A 2684-nucleotide genomic window follows, 5' to 3' on the forward strand; every position below is an offset into this window, starting at 1 on the left:
GGGGAGCGGCTCCTCCCTGGTCGCCTCGAAGAAGAGCACATCGCCCCTGAACGTACGGGACTTGAACGAGTCCAGCACTGCGATGTTCCCGAGGAAGACCCTGGCCATGGCCTCCAGCGTGGCGTCGTCGAGCAGTGCGAACGGACCGTCCGCCGCCGCCGCGGAATCCGGGTCGTAGCCGAGCGACTCCAGGAGCGCCCGCACGGCCTCCTCGCCGCTCAGCGCCTCGGCCGACCCGGCCGGGGTCCCGGTGCCACCGGCCGGGAAGCCGTCCATCAGGGTGAGGACCTCGATCTCCTCGCCCTCCTCCTGGAGCCGGACGGCGAGTTCATGGGCCACGACCCCGCCGAACGACCACCCCAGCAGCGCGTACGGGCCCTGCGGCTGCACGGAGCGGATCAGTGCCAGGTAGTCGTCGACCATGGCGTCGAGGCTCTCCGGAACGGCCTCGGGGGCCAGCAGGCCGCGGGCCTGGAGACCGTACAGGGCACGGTCGCCGTCGAGGTGGCGGAGCAGTCCCGAGTAGACCCAGCTGATGCCGGCCGCGGGGTGCACGCAGAAGAGCGGCCGGGCCGCCGGGCCGCTGCTCCTGCGCAGCGGCAGCAGGGTGGCGAGGGCGCCGTCGCCCTGCCCCGCGTCGTCCAGCCGTCCGGCGAGGGCGGCGGCGGTGGGGGCGTCGAAGACGTCCCGGATGCCGATCTCGGCGCCGAGGGCGGTGCGGATCCGGCTGATCAGCCGGGCCGCGAGGAGCGAGTGACCGCCCAGGAGGAAGAAGTCGTCGTCGATCCCCACCGACGGCACCCCGAGGACCTCGGCGAACACCGCGCAGAGGATCTCCTCCTGCGCCGACCGCGGAGCCCGCCCGCCGCCGCCCGCACCGCCGCCCGCACCGCCGCCCGCACCGGCGACCGGCGCCGGCAGCGCCCGCTGGTCGAGCTTGCCGTGCGACGTCATCGGCAGCGCCTCCAGCACCACGACCGCCGACGGCAGCATGTGGCGCGGCAGCCGCCCCGCGGCGAAGCGTTGCAGCTCCTCCGGGTCGGCCTCCCGGTCGGCCACCGGCACCACGTAGCCCACCAGGCGCTGGTCCCCCGGCCGGTCCTCCCGCGCCACCACGGCGGCCTGCGCCACCGCGTCGTGCGCCTGCAGCACCGCGGCGATCTCGCCCGGCTCGATCCGGAAGCCGCGGATCTTCACCTGGTCGTCCGCCCGGCCCACGTACTCCAGGGCGCCGTCGGCCCGCCACCGCACGAGGTCGCCGGTGCGGTACATCCTCTCGCCCGGCGCCCCGAACGGATTCGCCACGAAGCGCTCGGCGGTCAGGGCCGGCCGGCCCACGTAGCCGCGCCCCAGGAGCTCCCCCGCGATGTACAGCTCGCCGGGGACGCCCGGCGGGACCACCCGCAGCCGGTCGTCCAGGACGAACAGCCGGGTGTTGCGGATCGGCCGGCCGATGACCGGCCGCTCGTACGCGCCGATCACGGCGTTCGTGCTGTACACGGTGCACTCGGTGGGACCGTACTGGTTGTTGCCGGCGACCCCGGCCCGCCGCAGGTCCGCCCAGAGCGCCTCGTCGACCGCCTCGCCGCCGACGTCGACGATCCGGGGGCGGGAGGAGCGCTCCGCGGAGAGCATGCCCAGCTCGATCAGCTGCCGGCAGTAGGTCGGGGTCGTCTCGATGTAGTCGATCCCCTCGGCCTCGATGTAGTCGACCAGGAGTTCCGGCGTCCGGCGCGTCCCGTCGTCCACCAGGTGCAGCTCGTGGCCGTCCAGCAGCCAGAAGAGCAGCAGCCAGCTGGCGTCGAAGGTCGTCGCCCCGATCATGGCGGCGCGCAGGGGGCGGCCGGCGGAGGCGATGTCGGCCCGGTAGACGTCCTCCCGGTGGCTGTGGACGAGGTTGGCCAGCGAGTGGTGCTCGATGAGCACGCCCTTCGGCTTCCCCGTCGACCCGGAGGTGAAGATGGCGTACGCGGAGTGCTCCGGGCGCAACGGCGAGAGCCGATCGGCGTCCGACACGTCGGCGTCGGACCGGCCGGCCAGTTCGGCGCCGACCGCGGGCTCCGCCAGGTCCAGCAGCTGCGGCACGCGCCCGGCGAGGCCCGCGAACCGCGCGGCGGTCTCCCGGCCGGTGACCACGAGGGCGGGCCCGCAGTTGTCCAGCATGTACGTGACCCGCTCGACGGGGTACTCCGGGTCGACGGGGACGTAGCAGGCGCCGGCCTTCAGGATCGCCAGCAGCGAGACGATCAGGTCGGTGCCCCGCGGCAGCAGGACGGCCACGGTCTGCTCCGGCCCCACCCCGCGGTCGATCAGCAGCCGCGCCAGGCGGTTCGCCCGCGCGTTCAGCTCACGGAACGTCAGGGCCTCGCCCTGGAAGACGAGCGCGTTCGCGTCCGGCATCCGCCGGACGCTCCCCTCGAAGATCTCCGGGACCGGTCGGGTGTCCGCCGGGACGCGCCCGGTGTCGTTCCACTCCACGAGGATCCGCCGGCGCTCGGCCGGGGTCAGGACGTCGACCGCCTCGATCGACCGGTCCGGGTCCGCGACCACGGCGGCCAGCAGCCGGAGCAGGCGGTCCGCCAGCAGGCTCATGGTGGTGTGGTCGAAGAGGTCGGTGGCGTAGTGCAGGACGGCGAGGATGCCGGCGGGCGCATTGGAACCGTCCCGGTTCTCGACGCAGGTCA

General features: G+C 74.2%; 1 protein-coding gene. It reads right to left on the reverse strand.

Translation table 11 applies throughout. The annotated features are described in order from the left end of the window. Positions 1 to 2684, reverse strand: a 2684-nt coding sequence (locus tag ACIQOV_RS36320; RefSeq protein ID WP_401055075.1) for an amino acid adenylation domain-containing protein, incomplete at both ends; no start/stop codon positions are given.

It is taken from the genome of Kitasatospora sp. NPDC091257, from assembly GCF_044757675.1.
Classification (GTDB): domain Bacteria; phylum Actinomycetota; class Actinomycetes; order Streptomycetales; family Streptomycetaceae; genus Kitasatospora; species Kitasatospora lactacystinica.